This window comes from Prosthecobacter sp. (assembly GCF_044232965.1).
Taxonomy (GTDB): Bacteria; Verrucomicrobiota; Verrucomicrobiia; order Verrucomicrobiales; family Verrucomicrobiaceae; genus Prosthecobacter.
Window position 1 is genome coordinate 28,599 of the sequence record NZ_JBIIKX010000042.1, and the last position, 23,953, is coordinate 52,551.

The window sequence follows — 23,953 nt, forward strand, 5'->3', positions numbered from 1 at the left end:
GCGGTGACTGGTCATTTTCCCAACACCTTCTCCAACTCCTCCACGCTCGTCACCGGAGCCTGGCAGGTGAAGTTTTGGCAGACGTAAGCGGCGGGTTTGTCGCCGACGGGTTTCATGCCAGCGATGGCTTCGTTATGCTGGCCGAGCCATGTCTGGCCTGCGCCGCCGTCGGCGTGGAGGAGGGCGGCGGTGGGCATGAACTTGCGATGGAGATGATTGGCGAGGGCTTTGAACTCGGGCGTGGTGGCATCGCCAGCGAGGACGATTTGCTGTTTGCCGCGATGGTGCAGATCGAAGGCGATGGCCATGACGGGCACGGAGGACGGGCTGCTTTGCAGCGTGGAGCCAAAGAGGGCGAAGATTTTTTCGGCCTGTTGCTTCCAGGTGTCCTTGGCGAGCAGCGCGCTGAGGCGCAAGAGGTTGAGGGAGGCGAGGGAATTGGGTGAAGGCTCGGCGCCGTCATAGTCTTCCTTGATGCGGAGGACGCTGTTGGGCATGTCGGTGTGGACGCTGTAGTAGCCACCGTTTTTCGTGTCGAGGAACAGGCCGTCCATCTCGCTTTGCAACTCGACGGCCCACTGGAGCCATTTCACATCGAAGGAGGCTTGGTAGAGGTCGAGCAGGCCGTGGATGAGGCAGGCGTAGTCAATGGCGAATGCCTTGGGGCCGCGTTCGCCTTCGCGCCAGGAGCGGTGCAGGCCTTTGCCGGGCGTGGTGCAGAGCTGATCGTGGATGAACTGTGCGGCTCCGGCGGCGAGCGTGATTGTTTCAGCATCGCCAAACGCGGCTCCGGCGCGAGCGAGTCCGGCGATGGCGAGTCCGTTCCAAGCGGCGATGATTTTGTCATCGAGATGCGGGCGCGGACGTTTGGTGCGGGCTTCAAACAGTTTCACCAAGCCTTCGTCGATGATGGTCTTGATCTCCTCGGCGGATTTTTTGAAGAACTCGCCGGTCTTCTTGAAGGAGACGGCGCGGTAGAGGGTGTTCAGGCCTTTGAGTTCGCCCTGCGGATCGCTTTCGGGACGCGCATTGCCATCACGGCGGGCACCGTATGCGTAGCGGAAGATGCTGCCGTTTTCCTTGCCGAGGATCTCGTCGATCTCGGCGGCTTTCCAAACGTAGAACGCGCCTTCGGTTTTGTGCGCGGCATCCTCGGCGGCGAGACTGTCAGCATCCTCGGCGGAGAAGAAGCCGCCGTCTTTGTGGCGAAGGTCGCGCTTGAGATAGGCGACGGTGTTGCGCGTGATGGCTTCAAAGAGCGCGGTCTGGGTGATCTGCCAGCCTTCGACGTAGGCCGTCAGAAGCTGCGCCTGATCGTAGAGCATCTTTTCGTAATGCGGGATGTGCCAGTAAGCATCGACGCTGTAGCGATGGAAGCCGCCGCCGATGTGGTCGCGCATGCCACCATTCGCCATGCCGCGCAGCGTTTTGACGGTCATCTCCATGGCCCAGTTGCTCTCGGATTCGCGATCCTTGTCCTTTCGCTCGGCGAGGATGCGATGGATGCGCATGAGCAGGTTCAGCGTGGTGGGCCGTGGGAACTTCGGCGCGCCGCCGAAGCCACCTTCATGGTAATCGAAGGAGCCGGAAAGGTCGTCGTAGGCCTTCTGCACGAGCGTGTCGTGACTGATGTCGGCAAGGGCCGTGTTCTCGTTGTCGAGATGCTCCTGCAGCTTCTCCACGGAGCGCGCGGCACGCTCGTCGATGCCTTTGCGGTCTTCCGTCCACACCTTGTGCAGTTCGTTGAGCAGGTTCTTGAAGCCGATGCGCCCCGGCGTGTTCTCCGGCGGGTAATAAGTGCCGCCGTAAAACGGCTTCAGCTCCGGCGTGAGAAAGACGCTCATTGGCCAGCCGCCGTGGCCGCTGGCGGCCTGGACGTAGGTCATGTAAGTGAGATCGACGTCAGGTCGTTCCTCGCGATCGACTTTGATGGGAATGAAGTTCTCGTTGATGAGTTTCGCGACTTCCTCGTTCTCAAACGACTCGCGCTCCATGACGTGGCACCAGTGGCAGGTCGAGTAGCCGGAGGAGAGAAAGATCGGTTTGTCCTCAGCCTTGGCCTTAGCAAATGCCTCATCACCCCACGGCAGCCAGTTCACGGGATTGTGCGCGTGCTGAAGCAGGTAGGGCGAACGCTCCTTGGCGAGGGCGTTGGTGAATTTGTGGGGCTGGCCGGAATCACTCATTGGGGGTAATGAGTTAACGTCCGCACACAGAGCGGGGTTGCAAGCGGTCAAGAGCTGCGCGTCAAGAGTGTCAAGGTGGTCAAGACGGTTGCTGGCACGATGCTTGACGACCTTGACACTCTTGACCGGCGAAGCCTTGACTTGGCTACTTTTCCACCTGCTTCGGCAGCATCTTTGCCACGATCCACAGCAGCGCACCGACCACCAAGGCCAGTGCGGCCCAGAGCCACGGCGAGCCTTTGCCGCTGGTGAGGGGATCCGCTTCGTAACCGGGGAGTTTTTCTTCATCGCCGAGCGTGGCGGCGACTTTGGTGGCGGTTTCGAATTCGCGGCGCACGAGCTGGAGGTCGTAGCGGGTGCGGGGGGCGCGTCGGTTGCCGTAGCAGAGGTGAAGCGGCTTGGTGTCGGGAACGCGGAACAGCAGACGCACCACGGGATAGACGACGCGCACGCTGGTGAGTTGCAGCGGCGCGTTGTCGCCGTTGTCGGTGCTGAGACGAATCGTTTCGGCCCGTGGGGCGGTGTACAGGGGAAGGTGGAAAGTGTTGGGCGTCTGCCCCGGCGTGCGCTGCCAGTTCGCGGTGCCGAGGATGCGCTCGAAGCGGCCCTGCTCGTTGCGGATCTCTTCGGTGACGCTCAGGGTGCGCCGGAACAAGGGCGTGGGTGAGTCGAGCAGCAGGGTGCTGCCTGGGAAATTGGCAAAGGGCATCGTGATGTCCCACTTGGACCAGCTTGGAGCCTTCGGGTCGGTGACTTCGACGAAAGGCACGGCTCGTTCGCGCTCAAGGCCCGGTTTGATGGCGAGGAAGGGAACCTGACGGCCCTCACGAACGATCCGCACATCATTGAGATCATTCTCACAGCGGGCGAGAACAGCGGGATCGAGTTCGAGCTCAATGACCCCGGCTTCGCTAAACTGAATCGCCCGCTGGAACGACCACGCGGAGACATCGATGGCCGCGCCTGTTTCGCCGACTTCGGGTGCGGTTGCGGTCTTGCGAAATTCAGCGTTTGCTTCGACGGCGCTGGCCGTGGCGCTGCGGGCGCGCGCAGCCCGCAGTTTGTCGCTGAGCGCGGCGATGTCGTAGCGTGGCTCGGGAGCCTGCGCGTTGCCGATGTAGAGCTGCCAGTCGCCAGCGGTGTCAGCTTGAAATACGAGGGGCACCAGATGACGCGTGACCTCGACGCGGTCGAGGCGCAACGGCGGGCTGTCGCCATTGTGAATGACGAGTTCGACCTCACGTTTGGCGGCGAGCTGATGCGCGGAGACTTCGAGGTCTTCAGCCGTGAATCCTTCGTGCTGGATGCGGAACAGCGTGTGCGTCGTGTTCAAGAGCGTGGACACTCGCTGGAACACCAGCTCGGGCGTGTGAACGCGCACGGTCCCGAGCAGCACATTCGCCGTGCCGAGATCGAGCGTGAGGCGCGTGGAGCCCTTTTCTTCGGTGCGGGATCGAATCGTCGCTGAATGCGGAACGGTGCGCAGCTCCGGCAGTTCACGCACGATCTGAGCGCCGGTGAATGCGACGGGGCTGGTGCGTGTGTCGTCAATGGTGATGCGGAAATGCGTCCACACCGCCGCCGCGATCGGTAGCCGCAAACGTTCCGTGCCGTTCTGGCGGCAGAGCACTTCTCCGCTGCTGAGTGTCTGCCATGTCGTGCCGTTACTGCTGGCTTCGAGCGTGGCGGCCTTGATGAAGTTTTCGCCGTTGGTCTTCAGCACCAGTTCCTGGATCGTGAAGGCGTCAGGCGGCTGAAATTCGAGCACGGTGGTGGTCGGATTCAGCGTGGCCTTGAAGCCGACGGCTCCGACGCTCGCCGGACGCATGGTGCTCGGCAAAGCGATGATGTAGGGCGTCTCGACTCCGGCGGGACTGATGACACGCAGATCGTGAAACGGCGCTCCACCGGTCGTGCGCGAGGCATCAAGCAGCGCAGGTTCGAGTTCGAGGCGGGTGAGGCCGGGCTGTGTAATGCGCAAAGTCTGGCGATGCGTCCACGCAGCGAAATCGGCAGCACTGGCGGCCGAGGAGATGCACAATGCGATGAGCAGGAGATGGGTCTTCATGATTTGTCGTCGGTAAGGAAACGCTGATAAAGAAACGAGGCGACGAGAGCGATGATGGCAACGGCGATCAAGGCACCGATGCGGTAGCCGCTGTCGATGTTCGCGAGATCGTGCAGGAAGAGTTTTAGCAGTGTGACCGCGAGCAGGCCGATGCCGGCGTAGCGGGTCGGTGCGTTGCGCTTCCAGATGCCGAGCACAAGCAGCGTGAGCGCAAACAAGGCCCACGAGATCGTGTAAGTCATGTCGCGGGCCAGATTGCCGCTGAAGTCGAAGGTGATCGAGCGCTGGCCCGCAGGCGTGAAGGCATCGGCGATCTCGATGTTGAGCAGCAGGAAGAGCAAAATGCCGCCGAGCGAGCCGAACAGGCTGCGCAGATTCAATTTGTCCCAGCAATGATGCGGTGGCGTGAGCCACGCTGCGGCAAAGAACATCGCCAACGCTGAGAGACTGTAGGCGTAGAGCTGCCAGTTGAGGATCGGTGTCTCGCCACGGATTTGATACTCTAGCACGGCGGGATTGAGCGCGAGACGGACGAACGAGGCGACGAGCAGCACGGTGCCGGTGCCACGCAGGCCGGGATGCGACACACGGCGGAAGAGCCAGCACAGGGCGGCACCTTCCAAGGCCCAGCCAATCGTGATCCACTGCTTCTCAAACTGGATCGGGAAGATGAGCGTGATGAAAAACAGCGCCACACCGCCGAACCACGCGAGTTGGGTGAGACGCGCCGGATTTTCCGTGCTGTGTTGTTTCAAAATGAAGACGAGGTTGAGCAGGGGAGCGATGGCGAAGGCGACGGGCAGCAGGCCCATCGAGTCATTCGGCCAAGCCTGGCCGACGAGACGATACACAAGGCTGAAGGTGCCGATGCCAGCCGCTGCAGAGGCGATCCACGGCAGTTTGCGCGTGGCGAACTGCTTCTGAAACACGAGCGGGAACGCGGTGAAGATGGCGTAGAAGCCGAGATACCAGAACAGCGGCGTGGTGGCCTGTTCCACGCTGAAACTCTGCTGATGCCAGGCCCATTCGAGGGCGAGCACGCAGCCCAATGCCGTTGGCGCGAGCGCGGTGATGCCGCTGATGCGCACCAAGCCGAGCAGGAACACGGTGAGCAGCAGCGCAAGACCGAAGACCGGTGATGGATTCGCGATTTGCAGCCGCAGTGTGGCAAGGATGAGCAGCAAAAACGGCAACACGGCCGAACTCACCGGTAGCAGCGCGGAGAACGCGACTTTCGGCAGTTTGCGCGAGAGGAAGCTGCTGGCGATGCCAAACAGCACGGCGAAACCGCCGATCACAAAGAGGAAGGGCAGCAGCGTGAAGCTGATCTCTCGCGGCCAGCGGAACAGCCACGCGCCTGCGGTGATCAAAGTGAGCACCAGGGCCGCCAGCACCGGCATGAGCCTGCCAGTCATCACAGCGAGGCCGATGATGAGCAGATCGACGAGCAGAATCACCGGCCAGATCGAGAGGCTGATCGCATCCAGGCAAAGCACGGGCATAAGCAGCAGGATGAGCGTGATGACGGGCACCCAGCCGGCGAAGGGCACCTGATTTGGCGCCTTGCGCTCCATCAGCACGGCAAATGCGGTGTGGAACAGGCCGAAGGCGAGGAAAATGCCCAGCGCATGCGGCAGCAACTCGGGGGTGAGCCTGTTAGCCGTCCAGATCGAGAGGTGTAGGAAGGTGAGCGTGCCGATGATGCTCTGCGCGATGCCGACGCGTGATTGATGCCACACGATTCGCAAGGCGATGACGTTGATGCCAAGCACGAAGGTGTAGAGCAGCACAGGACGCTCCGTGATGGCGCCGAAGCCAAGAAACACGAACGCTGTGAATAGCGCGCTGCCACACAGCGCCAAGGCGGAGGCAGCCGGGAAGAGATCTTCGGCGTCCTGTTGCTTCGACCACCATGCGGCAAGCGAGAACAGTGCTGCGAAGCCGAGAAACACGATCACGGGAGTCCAGGTGGCCGAACCGATGGCGTATTGCGAGGAGTGGAAGAATTTCACCAGCCAGCCGGCCTGCATGAAGATCGTACCGATGGCCGCCAAGGCCGTGAGATGCAGCCAGCGTTTGTTTTTGGCGACGGCGAGCACGCCGATGTCGAGCAGCGCGATGTAGCTGAAGAGGCCGAACGGTTGATCACGACCGGTGGAGCAGAGGATTGGCGTCAAAAAGCCGCCCAGCATGCCGAGCACAGCTACGACCTGCGCATTGAGCCGCACGGCGAGCAAAAACGCCGCGCCGGTGATGAGCGTCATGAGCAGGAAAGCAACGAGTGGCTGATCGAGCGGTGGAATGCGCCAGATCGAGTGCGCGGCGAAGGTTACGCCGTAGAGCATGACGATGCCCGTGGCGCAGAGGGTGTTCGCGAGCGTGACGTAGCGTTCGCGGCGATGCATGACCACACCGCCGCCGACCAGACCGATGCCGATGACAAAACCAATGGCCGTGCGCAGCTCAGGCGAAATCCAGCCGCGCTCGATGCTGAGCTTCACGAAGAAGATGACGCCGAGGAACAAGGCGAGACCGCCGACCCACGCGAACAGCTTCGCGCCCATGAATTGTTCGAGATTGAGGCTGGGAGCCGGGATTGGGCGTGGTTTGGCTTCCACGGACGGGCTGAAACCTGAACTGCGAACCGGGGCGGGTGTTTTCGTGATCGTCGGCTCAGGCTGAGGAAGCGGCGGAGGCGTAAATGCCTGGAAAACGGGTTCAGAGACGAGCTTCGGAGCAGGCGCTGAAATGAAATCTGCCTTCGCCGCAGGAGGTGGCGCGTATTTGGCCTGCGACTCCACAGTGGCGGCAGTCTCCTCCTGTGTGTGTGGCATCTTGTTGACGGTTTCCAGCAGCTCGATGCGCTGGATAAGCCGTGCCTCGCGTTCGATGGTGCGGGCCTGCTGCTCACGCAGAAAGCTGACTTGCTTGCCGAGCTCGTCGGCCTGGCGGCGGGCCTTGCGGGCAAAAACGAGCGCGGTGATGGGCAGGATGAGAACCAGGCCGCCAATCACCAGCAGAAAGAGAATGATGAGTTCTTCCATAATGCCGCACAGTGTCTCAGGATCGGCGGGAGATGGAAATTGATATTTCCAGGTGGCATCATTGATAAAACGCATAGCCTTCCGCCCAGTCATGAACGTCCATCACCTTGAACTTTTTTACTATGTGGCGCGGCACGGCGGCGTGAGCGCAGCGGCGCGGGCCATGCCGTATGGCATCCAGCAGCCGGCCATCAGCGCGCAGATTCTGCAGCTCGAGGACGCGCTCGGTGTCACGTTGTATCAGCGGCGACCGTTTCAACTAACGCGCGAGGGTCAGGCGCTCTACGATTTTGCCATGCCGTTTTTCAGCGGTCTCGCGGAAATGGCTGATCGCCTGCGAGGCGGTGGTGAGACGCGGTTGCGCATCTCGGCAGCCGAGATTGTGCAGCGGGATTACCTGCCGGAGTTGCTGGCCCGAATGCGACGGCGGGTGAAGGGCTTTCATTTCACCCTCACGCATGGTCGGCAGCAGGAGATCGAGGCGCTGCTGGCCGCGCAAGAGATCGATATCGGCCTCAGCACGCTGATGGACAAGACGGCTGCGAACATCGAGGCGCGCGAACTGCTGCGCCTGCCGATGGTGCTGCTCGTGACAAAGCAGAGCGGCGTCGCGCAGGCTTCGCAGATCTTTGAGAAGGACCGCATCGACCTGCCGCTGGTGACGTTGGAGGCGAATGACGTGCTGTCGCGCTCGTTCCAGGCCGCACTGCGTCAGCGTGGCTTGGAATGGCTGCCCAGCCTCGAAGTCGGCAGCCTCGATCTCGTGCTGCGTTATGTCGCCGAAGGTTTCGGCGCCGGACTGGCCCTGCGTCATCCCCGGGTCGAACTGCCCGCCGGTGTCAAAGCCCTCGCACTCGATGATTTCCCGCCGCTGAGCTTCGGCGCGCTGTGGACCGGGCGGCTCTCGCCGCTGGGAGAGGTCTTTCTCGCTGAGGCGACGGCGGTGGCGGGGGAATTAACGTAGCGGCCAGAACATCGGCACCATCGCCAGCACGACGAGGAGCATGACGAAGGTGAGGCCGCCGCCGACTTTGATGAAGTCGGCGAAGCGGTATTTGCCGGGGCCATAGACGAGAATGCAGCTCGGCTCGAAGGGTGTGAGCACGGAGGCGGAGGCACTGAGCATGACGCCGATGGCGAAGGCACGCTGATTGGCCCCCATGGACGCGGCGGCCTGCATGGCGACAGGCAGCACGACGAGCGCGGCGGCGGCGTTCGACATGGGCTGTGTGAGCAGGATGGTCAGCACGCAGAAGCCGGCGAAAACGGCAAACACGCCCCAGGGTTGCAGCCAGCCCGTGATGGCGGCGGCGACCATGTCGGCGGCACCGGAGCTTTGCATGGCCTGGCCGAAGGCCATCATGCCGCCGATGAGGATGAGCAGCCGCCAGTCGATGTTGGCGTAGGCGTTCTCCAGCTTGATGCAACGCGTGAAGACGGCCAGCATGGCGACCATGACAAAGGCGATGGTGTCCGGCACCCAGCCGACACTGCTGGCGAGCACAGCGAGCGCAAACGCGCCGAGCAGCCTGAAGCCGCGCCGCCGTGCCTCGGCGCTGAACTGATGCTGGGTAAGCACGACGATGTCGCCACCTTCCTCAATGGAGTGGAAGCGTTCGTTCGGCCCCTGGAGCAGGAGCACGTCGCCCGCGTGCAATTTTTCATCCGCCATGTGATGGAGCAGGGAGCGGTCTCCGCGCATGAGGGCGAGGACGGAGAGTCCGGTGCGCTGGCGGAAGTTGTTTTCCCGCAAGGAGTGCCCGACCATGCCGGAACGTGGCGAAAGGACGACCTCGGCGACTTGCGCGTCGCGCATGTCGATGCCGGAGCTGCGCAGCGTGACGTCCTCCAGGATGTCGAGCCCCTCGATCTTCTTTACCTTGATGAGATTTTCCACCTTCCCGGCAACGAGCACGACATCTCCCTCCTCAAAGCGGAGATTCGGCCCCGCGTCGAGCGGCAGGTCGTCGCGGCGGATTTTGAGAACCTGAAATTCGAGCGCGGAAAAGTCGGAATCGAAGGCCTCCTGGCCGATGAGCGGTGAATTCGGCAGGACGACGACCTCGGCGAGGTACTCCCGCATGGCATCGCCCGCAGCCACGGAGGCACTGTCCCGCTCTGGCACCATGCGGGTGCCGATGAAGATCATGTAGAGGATGCCGGTGATCATGAGTACCACGCCGACGAGGGTGAACTCGAACATCTGGAACGGCTCCAATCCCAGTTTGGTGATGGCGCCGCTCACGGCGACGTTTGTGGAGGTGCCGATCAGCGTGCAGGTGCCGCCCATGAGCGAGGCAAAGGCCAGCGGCATGAGCAAACGCGAGGGGGGGATGCGCAGCCGACGGGAAAGCCCGATGACCGGGCCGACAAACACGGCGGTGACGGTGGTGTTGTTCATGAAGGCGGAAACACCGCCCACCACGGCCATCATGAAGCCCATCAGCCGCTTGGGCTGCGTGCCAAAGGTCTGTGCCAGCATGCCACCCATCATGTCCAGCACACCCGTTTCACGCAAAGCCGCGCCGATGACGAAAATCGCGGCCAGCAGGATGATCACGCGGTCACCAAAACCGGCAAAGGCCTGGTCCGGCTTCAAAATGCCGCACAGCACGAGCACGCAGAGCATCGCCAGCGTGACCAGGTCCACGGAGATTTTCTCCGTGGCGAAGGCGATGACGGCAATGATGAGCAGTGAGATGACGATCCAGGCTTCCATGAACGGCGACATCCTTGGCGCAGGGTGCGAGGCCGCTCAAGGCGCAAGCGCTGCAACAACAACGCCGCAATGTTTTGGAAGCAATGCGCCCCATGTGGCGTTATTCCGCGCTCTCATTGTCATGCGTTTCACCACCTGCCTCATTTCATCCGTCCTGGCTCTTGCCTTCACCGCCAACGCCGCGCCGCGTGCCGAGCATGTGTTTATTGTCAGCATCGACGGAGCCAAGCCGGCGGTCGTGGCGGAGGCGGAGACGCCCACGCTGAAGAAAATCGCCGCCGAAGGCGCGGTAACCTGGCAGGCGAGCACGATTTTTCCCTCGTTCACGCTGCCCTCGCACACCTCGATGCTCACGGGCGTGGGACCGGACAAGCATCAGGTCCTGTGGAACGCCTTCACGCCGATCCGGGGCCCGGTGAAGGTGCCCACGGTGTTTTCCTTGCTGAAAGCCAGCGATCCCAAGGCGGTGACCGCGATGTTTGTGGGCAAGATCAAGTTCCGCCACCTGTGGCTGAAGGACTCGGTGGACCTCTTTGACTTCGGCGGGCCGCAGACAACGGCCCCGGTGGCCGGCTCGCCCGAGATCGAGAAGGACAAAAAGCCCTCCCAGATGGTCGCCAAACAGGCCGCGCCGTGGATCAAGGAGCACAAGCCACGGCTCTGTTTCATCCACTTTCCCGACCCGGACACCGCCGGGCACAAAGACGGCTGGGGTTCGCCGCAGCAAAAAGAGGCACTCAAAGTCACCGATCAGGCGCTCTGGCAGGTCTGGCAGGCCATCAAAGACGCAGGCATCGCCGATTCCAGCGTGGTGCTCATCAGCGCCGACCACGGCGGACATGACAAAACACACGGCCTGAACATTCCTGATGACATGCTCATCCCCTGGGTGGCCTGGGGCAAGGGCGTGAAGAAAAACTTCACCATCACCGATCCTGTGACGACCTACGACACCGCCGCGACGGCGCTGTGGCTGCTGGATGTGCCGCTGCCCGCCGAATTTGACGGCAAGCCGGTGACGAGCGCGTTTGAGTGAGCCGCAGCCTCAAACCAAGTCGATTAACTCACGAGCGGGTGCCCAAGTCATCGAGCTGTCTTTGTCGTAGAACGCACCTTCGAGCAGTTCGTCGTCAAAGTGGAAGCCAGTGGCGGTTTTCTTGAGCTTGGCGGCGATCTCCGCATCGGCCACTCCTCTTTTGAGCAGATACACCCGCACCGGGATGCACCAACGCTCGCCGACGAAGCGCCACTCGGTGCTTTTCAGTGTCACGTCGAGCGTCGGCTTCGCATGCGCGGTGTCATCCGCCGCAGCATCAGCTTTGGCGACGAGGTCGAGCACCCATTCTTTTTCCACCTTCCTGCCTGGGCAGGTCTTCGAGGTCTTGGGGTCGTCCCGATGGAACAGCACGGTGCTGGCGTTGGGGGGGAGTCCCAGCCAGGCGAGTAGCACCTTCGTGGCAGCGGCGGCCGTCTTCCAGCAGTCGAGACCGCGCCCGGTCTTCGCGCTTTCACTGTCGTAGTCTCCCAGCACCTCGATGCCGATGGAGCGCTTGTTGAAGCTGACGGCGTGGATGCCCTTGCGGCGGAAGTCGCACATGCCCCAGAGCTGGTCGTCATCCACGAACAAATGCGGCCCGGAGGACCAGCCGAGCTCGTTTTGGTAGAAGCTTTGGATGTTTTTGATGTGCTGGGCGTTGAAGCCGTCCGGCCGCTGTGCCAGCGAGGGCGCGGCGGTGTGGTGCAGCGTGATGGAATCACACCAATCCGGCTTGGTAAGCGTGCCGAGAAGTTCCTGAAGACCCTGCGGGGTCCAGACTTTGCCAACGTTTTCGAATCCCATGATGAGTGGCTGGTGGAGTTAAGCAGACACGGCATTTCATCAACGCGGGCGAGGAATGTCGAGGAAAAAACGCCCCGTGAAGACACCGCGCTTGCCAAAGAGAAGCGCAGTCCCTAACCTCCCGCCCTCTATGAGCGAAAAATCATCTGTGAATTGGGAACAACTGGAGGCGAAGCCGGAGTTTCGCGCGCTGCTGGCGAAAAAGAAGGCGTTCATCGTTCCCGCTTTTGTGTTCGGCATGCTGTACTATCTCGCCTTGCCGGTGCTCGTGGGCTACTTCCCGGAAATGATGAAAACGAAGGTCTGGGGTGAGGTTAACGTGGCCTACGTCTTCGCATTGTCACAGTTCATCATGGCCTGGGTCATGGCCTTCCTTTATGTGCGCGTCGCGACACAATGGGACAAGGCCGCCGCCGCTGTCATTCACGGCCAGGGCTGATTCCGCCCCCTTGGCTTCCGTCATTCTGCATTCGTCATTTACCTCCTATGTCCGCCCCTCTCATCATGTTCCTGGCCTTCGTCGGCCTCACGCTGCTCATCACCTTCTGGGCCGCGAAGAAAAACACGGGCGCTAGCGCCTACTTCGCCGCCGGGCGCAGCATCACCGGCTGGCAGAACGGTCTTGCCGTCGCCGGTGACTACATGAGCGCCGCCAGTTTCCTGGGCATCTCGGGCATGATTTATGTGGCCGGCTATGACGGTTTCATGTATTCCGTGGGCTTCCTCGTCGCCTACATCACCGTGCTGCTCATCGTCGCCGAGCCGCTGCGGAACGCGGGGAAATACACGATGGCCGACTTGCTCGCGTATCGTCTCAAACCACGGCCCGTGCGCGCGCTCGCATCCCTCAGCACGCTGGTGGTCTCCACCTTCTATATGATCGCGCAGATGGTCGGCGCGGGCGCGATCATCAAGCAGCTCATCGGCATCAACTTCGAGCCCGCAGTGATCGGCGTGGGCGTGCTGATGCTCGTCTATGTCGTCTTCGGCGGCATGCTCGCCACGACCTGGGTGCAGATCATCAAGGCGCTGCTGCTCATGGTTGGCGCGCTGCTGCTCAGCTATCTCGTCCTCCAGTTCCACGACTTCAGCTTCACCAAGTTCTTCGATGCCGTGGCCCACGCCGATTATGGTGGCAGTGCGGCGCCGAAGAACCTCATGGAGCCGGGCTTGAAGTTCGGCGTCGCGGTCGCCGGACCATGGGGGCCCATTGACCTCATTTCGCTGTGCATCGGCCTTGTTCTTGGCACTGCGGGTCTGCCGCACATCCTCGTGCGCTTTTACACCGTGCCGGACGCCAAAACCGCCCGCTCCAGCGTCGTGTGGGCCATGGCCATCATCGGGCTGTTTTACATCATGACGACGCTGTTCGGGTTCGGCGCGGCGACGATCATCGACAAAGCGACCCTGACCACCGCCGGCAAACTCGACGTCAATATGGTCGCGCCCGTTCTCGCCCAAGTGCTCGGCGGGGAGTTGTTCTTCGCCTTCATCAGCGCCGTGGCCTTCGCCACCATCCTCGCGGTCGTCGCCGGTCTCACGATGAGCGCCAGCGCCAGCTTCGCGCATGATTTTTACTCGAACGTCATTCATCACGGCAAAGAAAACCGTCCGGGCCAGGAAATCCGCGTCGCGCGCATCACCGCCTTCTGCGTCGGCGCTGCCAGCATTGCGTTTGCCATTTATTTGGGGCCGACCGTGAACGCCGCCTTCCTCGTCGGCCTCGCCTTCTCCGTCGCCGCGTCCGCCAACCTGCCGGTCATTGTGCTGAGCGTGTTCTGGAAGCGCTTCAACACTTCCGGAGCCGTCGCCGGCCTGGCCGTCGGATTGGTGGCGTCCATCGTGCTCATCCTGCTCAGCCCCAGCGGCATTTATGGCAAAGACGCCCCCTTCCCGCTGAGCAATCCTGGCATCGTCAGCATCCCCATCGGTTTCCTCGCCGCGTGGCTTGGAACGATCTTCACCGCCCGCGATCCTGAGGCCGAGGCCAAATTCGCCGAACTCACCGTCCGCGCCCACACCGGCCTCGGCTCCGAGAAGGCCACGGCGCATTGAGATCCCCCGGAAAAACACCGGGAAAGCCAATATTCAGGTGTCGGCATGGTGATTTGCCTTCACGCCACATCATGCCATGATGGGCGGCGATGGATGCCAACGGATTGCTGACCCTGCCGGGTCGCGTGTTTTTTCATTTTCTGAGTTACCTCGGCCAACTCGCCGCGCTGGCTGGTGAACTCATGATCGCACTGCGTTCCGGGGTGTGGAGGCTGAAACTGGTGGCACAGCAAATCGTGGCCATCGGCTACGGCTCCCAAGGCGTGGTGATCGTGACCGGGGCCTTCACGGGCGCGGTGTTCACCTTTCAGAGCTACGCGAAGTTCAAGGAGTTTGGTTTTGAGACGACGGTGGGCGCGGTGGTTTCCGTGGCGCTGTGCCGTGAGCTGGGGCCGGTGCTGGCCGGATTGATGGTGGCGGGCCGCGTCGGCGCGGCGATGGCGGCGGACATTGGCACCATGAAAGTCACCGAGCAGGTGGATGCGCTGCGCGTCATGGGCGTGCATCCGGTCGATTATCTCGTGCTGCCGCGCTTCCTGGCCATGATGATCTCCATGCCATTCCTCGTGGCGGAGAGCATCTCCTTCGGCCTGATCGCCTCCTACATGGTGACGAGCTTCGGCTACGACATGCCCTCCGCTTGGTATCTCACGCACATGATCGACCACACGAACATGGAGGATTTGAGCATCGGCATGATCAAGGGCTTCGTTTTTGGCATGATCATCACGCTGATCTCCTGCCACCAGGGCCTGGCGGCGGAGAACGGAGCCGTGGGCGTGGGCACGGGCACCACGAACGCGGTGGTCATCTCCTCACTGGTGCTGCTGATCGTGAATTTCTTCCTCTCCATTCTGTTGAACTACGTCTTCCCCATCGGCTCCGTCTGACCATGGCCGCCCCCGCTCCCAGCCCCGCCGCAAGCAACGACGCCGATGTCTTCATCGAGCTGCGGGGCATTCACAAGCGCTTCGGCAAGCAGGAGATTCTCAGCGGCATCGACCTCACGTTGAAGCACGGCGAGACGCTCTGCATCATCGGCCCCAGCGGCGAGGGCAAGACGGTGACGATGAAGCACATCATCGGTCTCATCCGACCAGACAGCGGCGATGTCTTCGTGGGCGGCATGCACGTCAACAAGCTCAAGGAGCGCGAGATGGCCCCGATCCGCCAGAAAGTCAGCATGTTGTTTCAAGGTGCCGCGCTGTTTGATCGTATGACCGTGGAGGAAAATGTGGCCTTCCCGTTGATCGAAAGCGGCGTGCGCGACAAGGCGGAGGTCAAACGCCGTGTGCTGGAGGCGCTGGAGGCCGTCGATCTCGCCGAGCATCTGGACAAATACCCCACCGCCCTCTCCGGCGGCATGCGCAAGCGCACCGGCATCGCCCGCGCCATCATCTGCCACAGCGAGTGCATCCTTTACGACGAGCCGAACTCCGGCCTCGACCCCATCGGCTCCGACATCATCGACCAGATGATCCTGCGCATGCAAAAGCGCTTCGGCGTGACCTCCATCATCGTCACGCATGATATGCGCAGCATTTTCAAAATCGCCAACCGTGTGGCTATGCTCTATCGCGGCAAAATACATTTCCTCGGCACGCCGGACGAACTGCGCGCCTCGCCTGACCCCATCGTGCAAGATTTCATCAACGGTCGTTCCGATGTGACCTGCTGACCTCCTCCTTACCCTCAAAACCTCCCTTCCTATGATCGACAGCGACAAAAAAACCGAAATGCTCGTCGGACTGTTCTTGTTCGTCGGGCTGCTGCTGCTCGGCGGCCTCATTTTGCAGTTTGGGCGCGTGCGCGAGGTGTTCAAGGACACCTATGAGCTTCGTGTGGCCTTTCCAAACGCTTCCGGCATCAAGGAAGGCTCCCCCGTTTTTCTTGGCGGCTCCCGCGTGGGCAAGGTGAAGCGCAAGCCCGAGCTCAATGCCACCTTCTCCGGTGTCATCATCGACTTGGAGTTGTTCAAGGATGTGATGATCCCCGCCGACGCCACCTTTGCCGTCGGTTCCGCCGGCTTGATGGGGGACGCTTTGATCGAAATCAAGCCCAGCGGCAAGGTGACCGATGTCTTCCTGCCGCATGACTACGACCAGATCATTGAGGGCGAAAAAGCTGGCGGCCTCTCCGATTTGCAAAGCACTGCCAAAAACGTCGGCGACAAGGTCGATGTGGTGCTCGACGAGGTAAAAATCGCCCTCCAGGATATCAAGGGAGCCATGAGCAAGGTTAACAAAGGCGCGCTCTCCGACACCACCATCCAGAACTTCAAGGAAGGCATGGAACACCTCAACAACACGCTCAAACGCGTCGATGAAAAAGTGCTCGGGGACGAAAACGCGCAGAATCTCAAAATCGCGCTCACCGATTTGAAGGACGCCGCTGCCAGCTTCAAAAGCGCCGCTAAAAACGTCGAGGACTCCAGCAAGAAACTCGGGCCCATGTTTGACAAGCTCGACCCCGCCATCGCCAAGGCAGACAAGGTCATGGCCAAGGCGGACGAATCCCTGCAATCCATCAAAAAAGCCGCCGACAGCTTCTCCGCTGCCGCCGCAAACATCTCCTCCGGCAAGGGACTGCTCGGAGCCCTCATGAACGATCAGCGCCTCATGGCCGACTTCCGCGACCTGATCTACAACTTCAAGGTCAACGGTCCGCTCTGGTACAAAGACACCGCCGAAAAAGTTCGCAGCGGGGAGCAGAAGAAACAGACCGAGGAGCAGCCGAAACGCGGCATCTTCCGCTAAGGCTCACTCGATCGGGGGCGGCAAGTCGAAGATCAACTGCATGATGCGGCGGCTGGGATTGCCGCTGGTGAGCGGATCACGCGCGCGCATGGTCTGCACCGGCCCGTCGCTGACAAGCTCAAGCGTCAGCGCGTCCCAGCCGTCGAAATTGTCCGTCGATTGAGCGCCGTAAGTGACATCCGGCATGTCCTTGGGTCGTGTGAAGGTGAGGGTCAGGCCGTTGGCATCACGCACAGGCAGCAAGGCCGGGTTGCGGCTCGTAGGATTCATGCCGAGAGCGTATTCGGCGAGGTTTTTCCATCCGTCGCCATCAGGATCGGCGTCATCGGCGGCAAGACCGGCGGTGATCTGCTCCGGGCTGAAATGCTGGGCGCGCCAGCCGGCGATGGACTGGCCTTGAATGATCAGCGCGCTGGAGTTCGAGCCGTTGTAATTGGCGTCATTGACGGTGGCGGCGACAGCGTAGCTGCCATGGCTGCTCGGCGCGGTGCTGGAGCCGTTGTAGGTGAGGCTGACGGAGAGTCCTGCCGGGCTGGTGCTGGCGGAAGCCGCTTTGGGGTTGCCGTCATAAGTCTGTGTCAGATTTCCCAGTGTCACGCCGGCTGTGGCTTTGGCGATGACCAGGGTGCCGGGGGGCGACGCACCGGCATAGTTGGTGTCGTTGATGGTGCCGATCACGGCGTAACTGCCTGCATTCGTCGGTGCTGCGGCCGATCCGTCGTAGGTGAAGTTCACCGTGAGGCCTGTCGGCGATGTTGTCGCGGTGGCCGCTTTGGCGCTGCCATCATAGGTTTGTGCGAGACTGCCGAGACTTACCGTGGCAGCCGCTTTGGCGATGACGAGGGTGCCACTGTCTGAGCCGGAGTAGTTGGTATCACTGATGGTGCCAACCACCGCATAACTGCCTGCGTTTGTCGGTGCCGTGGCCGAACCGTTGTAGGTGAAGGTCACCGTGAGACCGGCGGGCGTGGTCGTGGCTGAAATGGCTTTTGCACTGCCATCGAACGTTTGTGCCAGACCGCCGAGGGTTAACGTCGCCGCAGCTTTCGCGATCACTAGCGTGCCGCTGGCGGTGCCGGTATGATTCGGCTCATTGATGGTGGCCACGACCGCGTAGCTGCCAGCATTGGTCGGCGTCGTGCTGGAGCCGTCATAAGTGTAGGTGACGTTGAGGTTCGATGGAGTGGTCGTGCTCGTGGCTGCCAGCGGACTGCCGGTGTATGTTTGCGCCAGACTTCCGAGCGCCACGGTGGCTGCTGCCTTCTGGATGGTGATGCTGAAGGCCTGCGGGTGGGTGCCTGCGCTGCTTGAGGCGGTGACGGTTCCGGTGAATATGCCCGCGGTGGTCGGTGTGCCGGAAATAACGCCGGCGCTGCTCACAGTGAGGCCACCTGGCAGCGCACCTGCGGTGAGGCTGTAAGTCGGCGCAGGAGAACCAGTCGCTGCGTACGTGTGAGTATATGCAGTGCCAACGACACCCGCTGCTGGCGCGGCGCTGGTGATCGCGGGCGCTTGATCGACTGTGATGCTAATCGTTTGCGTGGGTGCAGCGCCCACACCGTTGCTCGCTGTCACCACGATGTCGGAGTAAGTGCCCGCAGTCGTCGGTGTGCCGCTGATGACGCCCGTGCTGCTCAGGGTCAGGCCAGGTGGCAGCGTTCCCGTGTGTGAAAAGGCAGGCACAGGAAAACCGGACGCGCTATAGGCGAAGTTATAGGCCGTGCCCACGAGTGCAGGGCTGGGCGGCGGGCCGTTGGTGAAGACTGGTGCCTGACCCGCTGTCACGGTAAATGTCTGGGAAACCGTATTCCCATCCAGATCCGTCGCAGTCACCGTCACGTCGCTCTGCCCGATGGAGCCACCATTGATCTGCAGGCTGCTGCTGCTGATACCGCTGCCGTCCACCGTCGTGCTAATGCTTGCGCTTACAGCGGTGGAATTGGTGTTGCCGGTGATGGCGTAGGTCATCACAGGCACGTTCTTGATGGCCGAAGTGATGGAGACCACCTTGGTCGTATCCATGGCAGAGCTGCTACTGGTGAGCGGCCAGTCGGTCAGGGAGGCGTTGGAGACACCTGCGAAGTTGACCAGGGAATCCACGGTTGGCAGCGCAGCGATGGCATCTGCCACAGCCATGCCATTGCCAGCGACGCGGGCGAAGGCGGTGAAGCCACCGTTCTGGCCGTCAAGAATGGCGCTGTTATCAGCGAGGTTGACGAAGAACTGATTGGTCGCGCTGCTGGCATTGCCGCTGAGTTTGGCCATGGCCACCGTGCCACGGGAATTGGAGTTGACCGGTTCGTTGGTGGGTGATGGCGAGGTGGTGATGGCGGAGAAGTTATTCGGCGACGATTGGACCTTGAAGGCACCGCCTTGGACGATAAAGCCTGGAATGGATCGGTGGAAGACGGCTCCGTCGTATTTGTTGGTCGTGTCTGAGACGCCGAAATTGCGAATGTAACCGAGGAAGTTGCTCACTGTCAGCGGTGTCGCGTTCTGGGTCGATGTAGTCGTGTCATAGAGGATGAAGTCCATGGTGCCTTGGTTGGTGACCAGCCGCGCGGCAGACGTGGTATCGGGGTCGGAGAACTTGTCTGCCAGAGGAATAGAGGCATTGCCACCGATGGTGAAGGTTTGAGCCGGTATGGGCGTCGCAGCAATCGGTGGCAGCACCACGCGCAGTGTCAGGGTGGTGCTGGCCGTGGCACCGCTGGCGAACGTCGCGGTCATGGGGCAGTTAAAAACCCCGGTTACCGTCGGGGTGCCGGTGATCTGACCGGTGGTGCTGTTGAAAGTGAGTCCCGTGGGCAGTCCAGTGATGTTCCAGGAACTGCGAGAGGAAAGGGCGGTGACGACCGCCTGGTAAGTGAAAGACTGGTTGTGGGGGATCTGCTTGTAGGTGGCGCTGGTGAAACCGTCCTTGGTGGACCTGGTTACAACCGATGAGAAGGCCGAGCTGCTGACATCGATGCCGTTGTTAAAAATGGCGCGCACTTTGAAATCATAGGACTGGCCGGGGCTGAGGCTGGACTGCCCCGGACTGAGGCCGCCCAAGGTGATGCTGGTGGCATTGGCGTTGGCCGTACCGAGCTTCTTGAAATTGTTCGCTGAGGCGATGCTGTATTGGATTTCATAACCCGTCTCTGCACTGGAATTGTCTGCCCAGGTGAAGAGCACCGTGGAGTCGTTTTGCACCGTGGCCGTGAAACCCGTGGGAGCGTTGAATGGCGTGCTGATGGCGTAGGCATTTGAGTAGCTGGGTGTGAGGCTCGTGGGACTGCCGGCAGTGCCTTTGAAACCACGAATGCGAAACTCATAGGAGGAGCCTGGCGCGAGACCGGAGAAGGGCACATTGGACACGCTGGGCCCGGTATTGCCGCCCGAGGCAAATGCCGCAGGCGGGACTCGATACTCATAAAAATACCCAGCCTCCCCAGAGGCGTTGTCCACAATGGCTAGCCTCACGGCTGTCTCATTGGTGTTGGTCACCAGGGCGATGGCCGGAGTATTGAAATCGGCATTCGTGATGGTGATGGAATTGGTGTAGGCCGAGATGTTTCCGACGGTACCAGCATATGAGGCTACCTGTAGGGTTACGGGACTGTTTGCTGGGAGAGTGAGAGCGACGAGCACATTCCCCGTCCCGGTAGTGGTTGCATTGGTGTTGCCAGCACCTGAGAGCACCTGGAGATGCTGATTGCTAGCCGGGACGTAAATGTCCCAGCCCGTTTCATCGGTGGAGTTGTCATCGAACGAAAGATAAACGGTCGAGGTATCGATGATGGCCCCGCCCAGCGCCGTAGGCGCGTTTGGAGCTGCCAAGCTGGTGCCTGCAAAGGTCAGCAGGCCGATGAGGCAGAGAAGGAGTGCAGAGAAACGAGGCCGCATGGTGGGGTGGGAAGAGGGGCGAGTTTTAGCAGAGGACGACTACTGACGTCAATCAACCAACTCTCGTTCAACCAACTGGCCCGGTTCGAGGGCGGCCGTCCTCGCCACTTTCTCAAGCTAGCGCGGCGTGAAGCATGTGGCAGGCATTCTCACTGGGGTCGGTGTGGGCTTCCTCACAAAGCAGGGCACGCAGCCGCCGTCTGGCGCGGTGCAGGGCTGTCCGCAGAGCGCCACTGCGGGGACGCTCGGCGTGGCCGCAGTGGTCAAAGTTCGCCTCCAGGCAGCCCCACACATCACTGCGTCCCTGCGCTTGCAGTTCCAGGCTGATGCAGTTCAAAGCACGATCGATCACGCTTCTGGCCCAGTTGCGGTCGAGTTCGAGATCCGGTGACGCATGTGAATCCGCCACGTCGATGTTCTCACCATTCTCATCGCTCAGTGAGAAGCAAACTACGCCGCCGCCACGCCGCAGGCGTGTGCGGTGCCGCCAGCGCTTGATCAAATGCGTGCGCAGCCGTGCCAGCAGGAAGGCGGCCTGTTCATCAGGGTCGGCGATAGCCGCCGCCCGCTCATGCTGGCCCTGGGCCACGAGCCGGGCAAAAAGTTCCTGCACCGCGTCCTCGGCATCATGGGTTTCACAGCCCTTCGCCCGCGCGTAGGCGCACATGGCGGGCCAGTGGCGGCGGTAGAGCGCGGCGGTGTCGTGAAGAGAGGCGGCGGGGCTGACTGCGGGGTTCATGCAGGCATTGGAGCCACGGCGCATGACAGCACCCGCCGTGTGAACATTAAAAGGAATTTATCTGCATGCGCGGCGCTGTTACGCGCATGAAACTCACGTTGTCACACCCGCGCCATGAGCATCTCCTCGAACACCCACAGCTTCCGCCTTCGTCTGGTCTTGCAGACGATGCTCGTGGCCGGCCTGCTCGTGGCCTCCTTTGGCGCGGCGGCGTGGTGGTATGCGGGCCGCGTGCTGGAGCGCAGCGTGGACGACCGCATCACCGCCCCGGCCCAGCGGGTGTGGAGCCGGATCGACCCGCGCACGTCGGATGAGGAGTTCAAACTCATCGCCGATCTTGTTTTCGGCACCTCTCCCGCGCAAAACGCCACCGCTGTCCTGCTCGTGAAAGAGCACCAGCGCGGCAAGACTCTTTTCGCCACGCCAAACGCCCCCAAAGATCTTGAGGAACAGTTCCGCGCTCAATTTCCCACCCAGGAGGAGATCAGGCGCGCGCCGCCAGACGATGCCCCCGGACGCCAGCCACCCGGGGCACGAAAACACCCCCAGCAGCCGCAGTTTGACCCAGAGTTCGGTGAAATCCTCGGACTGCCACCCGACTTCCGCCCACGCGGACCCCAAGGAGGCCCTCCGCAGGGCCGTGCCCCGTCTTTTCGCCCGCAGATGCCCATGGTGCGCGAGCCCGGAATGTTCACCGCAAGCTCCGGCGGCATCGACTGGCGCTTCGGCGCTTTCAGCAGCCCGGAGTACACTCTGTTCATCGGGCTTTCGCTCACCGATTATTACGCCGAGCTGCATCGCATGGCCCGCTGGTTCGCTGGCATGGGTGTGCTGGCGCTCGCCCTAGCCGGTCTCGGCGCGTGGTGGACCTCCAAACGTGCCATGCGCCCGCTCGAACGCGTCGTCACCACGGCTCAGCGGCTCAATGCCAGCGATCTCGCCGAGCGCATCCCTTTGCAGCGCGATGACGACCGCGAGTTCGCCCAACTCATTGATGTGCTCAACGGCATGATGGAGCGTCTGCAAGGCAGCTTCCAGCAGGCCGCACGATTTACCGCCGACGCCTCCCACGAGCTCAAAACACCGCTTGCCGTCATGCTCGCCACGCTGGATGACGCCGTGCGCCATGCCACGCCCGGCAGCGCGGAGCACGAGCGCTTCGTTTCATTGTTTGAAGAGGCGAACCGGCTCAAAAACATCACCCAGAGCCTCCTGTTGCTCTCCCAGGCCGACGCGGGCCGTCTGCCCATCAATCCAGCCACCTACGATCTCAGCACCGACCTCTCCCGCCTCATTGAGGACGCGGAAATCCTCTGCGAGCAGGCCGGACTCGTGCTGGAGCATCAAATTGAGCCCGGCATCGCCGTTCATGCGGACCGCTCGCTCATGCGCCAGATCTTCCAGAACCTCCTCAGCAACGCCATCAAATACAACCGCCCGCAGGGCCGCGTCACGCTTCGTCTGGCCTCTCAGGACACGCAGGCTGTCTTCACCGTCACCAATACCGGCCCGGCCATCCCGGCCGAAAACCAGTCACGCCTCTTCGAACGCTTCTTCCGCGGCGATGCCGCTCACAATCGCCAAACCGACGGCTTCGGCCTCGGCCTCAACATCGCCACCGAACTCGCCCGCGCCAACGGGGCCGAACTCCGGCTGGTCAGCTCCCAGGAGGATGAGACCGTCTTTGCGGTGAGGATGAACGCTGTGAAGCCGAATTAAGCAGGCTTTGCTTCTTTATTGCACCACCAGCTCCACCGGGCAGTGATCACTGCCATGCACGTCGTCACGAATGGTGCATGACTTGAGCGCGGGGCGCATTTTTTCGGAGGCGAGCCAGTAATCGAGACGCCAGCCGATATTCTTGGCACGGGCGTCCGGCGTGCGTTGCGTCCACCAGGTGTAGCGGCCGGGATTGGGATCGAACTGGCGGAAGACATCGAGAAAACCGGCGTCGAGATGCTGCGTGAAGCTGGCGCGTTCCTCGTCGCTGAAGCCGGGATTCATGCGGTTCGATTTCGGATTGGCGAGGTCGATCTCCAAATGCGCGCAGTTGAGATCACCGCAGGCGATGACGGGCTTTTTCTTCTCCAGCTTCTTCAAATGCGCGCGATAGGCCGCGTCCCAGGTGAGGCGGTAGCCAAGACGCGCGAGTTCAGCTTGCGAATTCGGTGTGTAAACGTTCACGACATAAAAATCCGGGAACTCGGCGGTGATGAGGCGGCCCTCGCGATCATGCTCGGAGATGCCGAGGCCCAGCGTGGTCGTTTGGAAGGGCACACGGCTGAGAATGAGCGTGCCGGAGTAGCCTTTTTTCTCCGCGCTGCTCCAGACGGCGTCATAACCGGCGAACCAGGACAGATCGACCTGCTCCTGCTGCGCCTTGGTTTCCTGGAGGCAGATGACATCGGCATCGCTTGAGACGAGGTATTCACGAAGGCCTTTGTTGAGCGAGGCGCGGATGCCGTTGACGTTCCAGGTGGTGAGTTTCATGCGGAGGCGGATTGAAGCCCAAAACGGCGAATGGGAAAGAAGGGAATCGGCAAGGTTGCGGACAACGGTCGTTCCGGCTTTGACTAAGGCATGAGTTTCGACCTGCTGGCCCCGCATTACCGCTGGATGGAGCTGCTGTGCGCTGGAGAGAAGCTGCAACGCTGCCGC

At 61.6% G+C, this 23,953-nt stretch carries 16 protein-coding genes; 8 read left to right on the forward strand and 8 right to left on the reverse strand.

Features of this window, described 5'->3' with window-relative positions; genetic code table 11:
- Positions 1 to 11: 11 nt before the first annotated feature.
- From ACILSI_RS16830 to ACILSI_RS16840, 3 genes are all read right to left on the reverse strand, one after another.
- Entirely contained in the window at positions 12 to 2,186 is a 2,175-nt protein-coding gene (locus tag ACILSI_RS16830; protein ID WP_395723062.1) for a thioredoxin domain-containing protein, read from the reverse strand.
- Positions 2,187 to 2,331: 145 nt separating this feature from the next.
- Positions 2,332 to 4,254, reverse strand: a complete 1,923-nt coding sequence (locus ACILSI_RS16835) for a hypothetical protein (protein ID WP_395723063.1) — start codon at positions 4,252 to 4,254, stop codon at positions 2,332 to 2,334.
- Positions 4,251 to 7,373: a DUF2339 domain-containing protein gene (locus tag ACILSI_RS16840; RefSeq protein ID WP_395723064.1), complete on the reverse strand. Its 3,123-nt coding sequence runs from the start codon at positions 7,371 to 7,373 to the stop codon at positions 4,251 to 4,253. The genes ACILSI_RS16835 and ACILSI_RS16840 overlap by 4 nt, the downstream gene beginning before the upstream one ends.
- Positions 7,374 to 7,389: 16 nt before the next feature.
- Between ACILSI_RS16840 and ACILSI_RS16845 the strand changes: the two genes are divergently transcribed.
- Complete coding sequence (locus tag ACILSI_RS16845; RefSeq protein ID WP_395723065.1) at positions 7,390 to 8,262, forward strand: LysR family transcriptional regulator; 873 nt, start codon at positions 7,390 to 7,392, stop codon at positions 8,260 to 8,262.
- On the opposite strand, the gene ACILSI_RS16850 is transcribed toward ACILSI_RS16845, so the two are convergent.
- Entirely contained in the window at positions 8,254 to 10,017 is a 1,764-nt protein-coding gene (locus ACILSI_RS16850) for an SLC13 family permease (protein WP_395723066.1), read from the reverse strand. The genes ACILSI_RS16845 and ACILSI_RS16850 overlap by 9 nt on opposite strands.
- Before the next feature lie 121 nt (positions 10,018 to 10,138).
- Here ACILSI_RS16850 and ACILSI_RS16855 point away from each other — a divergent pair, with 121 nt between their 5' ends.
- Complete coding sequence (locus ACILSI_RS16855; protein ID WP_395723067.1) at positions 10,139 to 11,053, forward strand: alkaline phosphatase family protein; 915 nt, start codon at positions 10,139 to 10,141, stop codon at positions 11,051 to 11,053.
- Between the two features lie 9 nt (positions 11,054 to 11,062).
- Here the strand turns inward: ACILSI_RS16855 and ACILSI_RS16860 are convergent, their stop codons facing one another.
- On the reverse strand, positions 11,063 to 11,857 hold the full coding sequence (locus ACILSI_RS16860; protein WP_395723068.1) for a peptidoglycan recognition family protein: 795 nt from the start codon (positions 11,855 to 11,857) through the stop codon (positions 11,063 to 11,065).
- 148 nt (positions 11,858 to 12,005) lie between these two features.
- On the opposite strand from ACILSI_RS16860, the gene ACILSI_RS16865 reads away from it, so the two are divergent.
- From ACILSI_RS16865 to ACILSI_RS16885, 5 genes are all read left to right on the forward strand, one after another.
- A complete protein-coding gene (locus ACILSI_RS16865) occupies positions 12,006 to 12,296 on the forward strand; it encodes a DUF485 domain-containing protein (RefSeq protein ID WP_395723069.1) in 291 nt (96 codons plus the stop codon).
- Between the two features lie 47 nt (positions 12,297 to 12,343).
- Complete coding sequence (locus ACILSI_RS16870; protein ID WP_395723070.1) at positions 12,344 to 13,912, forward strand: cation acetate symporter; 1,569 nt, start codon at positions 12,344 to 12,346, stop codon at positions 13,910 to 13,912.
- Between the two features lie 89 nt (positions 13,913 to 14,001).
- Entirely contained in the window at positions 14,002 to 14,802 is an 801-nt protein-coding gene (locus ACILSI_RS16875; protein WP_395723071.1) for an MlaE family ABC transporter permease, read from the forward strand.
- A gap of 2 nt (positions 14,803 to 14,804) precedes the next feature.
- Entirely contained in the window at positions 14,805 to 15,590 is a 786-nt protein-coding gene (locus ACILSI_RS16880; RefSeq protein ID WP_395723072.1) for an ABC transporter ATP-binding protein, read from the forward strand.
- A 31-nt stretch (positions 15,591 to 15,621) separates the two neighbouring features.
- Positions 15,622 to 16,668: an MlaD family protein gene (locus ACILSI_RS16885; protein ID WP_395723073.1), complete on the forward strand. Its 1,047-nt coding sequence runs from the start codon at positions 15,622 to 15,624 to the stop codon at positions 16,666 to 16,668.
- 3 nt (positions 16,669 to 16,671) lie between these two features.
- On the opposite strand, the gene ACILSI_RS16890 is transcribed toward ACILSI_RS16885, so the two are convergent.
- Together ACILSI_RS16890 and ACILSI_RS16895 are read right to left on the reverse strand one after the other, a co-directional pair.
- Positions 16,672 to 20,556 (reverse strand): MBG domain-containing protein, encoded by a 3,885-nt coding sequence (locus tag ACILSI_RS16890; protein ID WP_395723074.1) that lies wholly within the window; start codon positions 20,554 to 20,556, stop codon positions 16,672 to 16,674.
- A 112-nt stretch (positions 20,557 to 20,668) separates the two neighbouring features.
- Positions 20,669 to 21,295, reverse strand: coding sequence for an RNA polymerase sigma factor (locus ACILSI_RS16895; protein ID WP_395723075.1), 627 nt, complete (start codon positions 21,293 to 21,295; stop codon positions 20,669 to 20,671).
- A gap of 114 nt (positions 21,296 to 21,409) precedes the next feature.
- On the opposite strand from ACILSI_RS16895, the gene ACILSI_RS16900 reads away from it, so the two are divergent.
- Positions 21,410 to 23,014, forward strand: a complete 1,605-nt coding sequence (locus tag ACILSI_RS16900; protein WP_395723076.1) for an ATP-binding protein — start codon at positions 21,410 to 21,412, stop codon at positions 23,012 to 23,014.
- Between the two features lie 15 nt (positions 23,015 to 23,029).
- Here the strand turns inward: ACILSI_RS16900 and ACILSI_RS16905 are convergent, their stop codons facing one another.
- Positions 23,030 to 23,785: an exodeoxyribonuclease III gene (locus ACILSI_RS16905; protein ID WP_395723077.1), complete on the reverse strand. Its 756-nt coding sequence runs from the start codon at positions 23,783 to 23,785 to the stop codon at positions 23,030 to 23,032.
- Between the last annotated feature and the right edge of the window lie 168 nt (positions 23,786 to 23,953).

Coding starts and splice junctions, on each gene's coding strand:
- ACILSI_RS16830 (WP_395723062.1), bottom strand. CDS start 2,186: ATGAGTGATTCCGGCCAGCCCCACAAATTCACCAACGCCCTCGCCAAG.
- ACILSI_RS16835 (WP_395723063.1), bottom strand. CDS start 4,254: ATGAAGACCCATCTCCTGCTCATCGCATTGTGCATCTCCTCGGCCGCC.
- ACILSI_RS16840 (WP_395723064.1), bottom strand. CDS start 7,373: ATGCGTTTTATCAATGATGCCACCTGGAAATATCAATTTCCATCTCCC.
- ACILSI_RS16845 (WP_395723065.1), top strand. CDS start 7,390: ATGAACGTCCATCACCTTGAACTTTTTTACTATGTGGCGCGGCACGGC.
- ACILSI_RS16850 (WP_395723066.1), bottom strand. CDS start 10,017: ATGGAAGCCTGGATCGTCATCTCACTGCTCATCATTGCCGTCATCGCC.
- ACILSI_RS16855 (WP_395723067.1), top strand. CDS start 10,139: ATGCGTTTCACCACCTGCCTCATTTCATCCGTCCTGGCTCTTGCCTTC.
- ACILSI_RS16860 (WP_395723068.1), bottom strand. CDS start 11,857: ATGGGATTCGAAAACGTTGGCAAAGTCTGGACCCCGCAGGGTCTTCAG.
- ACILSI_RS16870 (WP_395723070.1), top strand. CDS start 12,344: ATGTCCGCCCCTCTCATCATGTTCCTGGCCTTCGTCGGCCTCACGCTG.
- ACILSI_RS16875 (WP_395723071.1), top strand. CDS start 14,002: ATGGATGCCAACGGATTGCTGACCCTGCCGGGTCGCGTGTTTTTTCAT.
- ACILSI_RS16880 (WP_395723072.1), top strand. CDS start 14,805: ATGGCCGCCCCCGCTCCCAGCCCCGCCGCAAGCAACGACGCCGATGTC.
- ACILSI_RS16885 (WP_395723073.1), top strand. CDS start 15,622: ATGATCGACAGCGACAAAAAAACCGAAATGCTCGTCGGACTGTTCTTG.
- ACILSI_RS16890 (WP_395723074.1), bottom strand. CDS start 20,556: ATGCGGCCTCGTTTCTCTGCACTCCTTCTCTGCCTCATCGGCCTGCTG.
- ACILSI_RS16895 (WP_395723075.1), bottom strand. CDS start 21,295: ATGAACCCCGCAGTCAGCCCCGCCGCCTCTCTTCACGACACCGCCGCG.
- ACILSI_RS16900 (WP_395723076.1), top strand. CDS start 21,410: ATGAGCATCTCCTCGAACACCCACAGCTTCCGCCTTCGTCTGGTCTTG.
- ACILSI_RS16905 (WP_395723077.1), bottom strand. CDS start 23,785: ATGAAACTCACCACCTGGAACGTCAACGGCATCCGCGCCTCGCTCAAC.